The organism is Dyella sp. ASV21, from assembly GCF_016428975.1.
GTDB lineage: Bacteria > Pseudomonadota > Gammaproteobacteria > Xanthomonadales > Rhodanobacteraceae > Dyella.
In genome coordinates, this window is the sequence record NZ_JAELTT010000212.1 from 1 (window position 1) to 398 (window position 398).

Annotated in this window: 1 protein-coding gene; it reads left to right on the forward strand. The window is 75.9% G+C overall.

Annotated elements, in window-relative coordinates:
• Positions 1-132 precede the first annotated feature (132 nt).
• Positions 133-291 carry a hypothetical protein gene (locus JHD67_RS21535; RefSeq protein ID WP_199101179.1) on the forward strand — a complete coding sequence of 53 codons (159 nt, stop codon included), beginning with the start codon at positions 133-135 and terminating at the stop codon, positions 289-291.
• Positions 292-398: the final 107 nt, after the last annotated feature.

Sequence of the window (398 nt, forward strand, 5' to 3'; positions counted from 1 at the left end):
CCCCCCCCCCCCCCCCCCCCCCCCCCCCCCCCCCCCCCCCCCCCCCCCCCCCCCCCCCCCCCCCCCCCCCCTTACAACGACCCCCCGACCACCGACATCTACACCCGAACGTTGTCGTCGGCAGCGTCAGATGTGTATAAGAGACAGGTGTTCCATCACTACGACGAACCCTCCGGCCACGGCCAGATGCGCTTCGAGCAGGTGCGCCTGCTCGATGGCCATGCGCAGGTTGGCCACGATATCGGCGTTGCCTGTCTCTTATACACATCTCCGAGCCCACGAGACCCGTGACCGAATCTCGGTGGGGGGGGGGGGGGGGGAAGGGGGGGGGGGGGGGGGGGGGGGGGGGGGGGGGGGGGGGGGGGGGGGGGGGGGGGGGGGGGGGGGGGGGGGGGGGG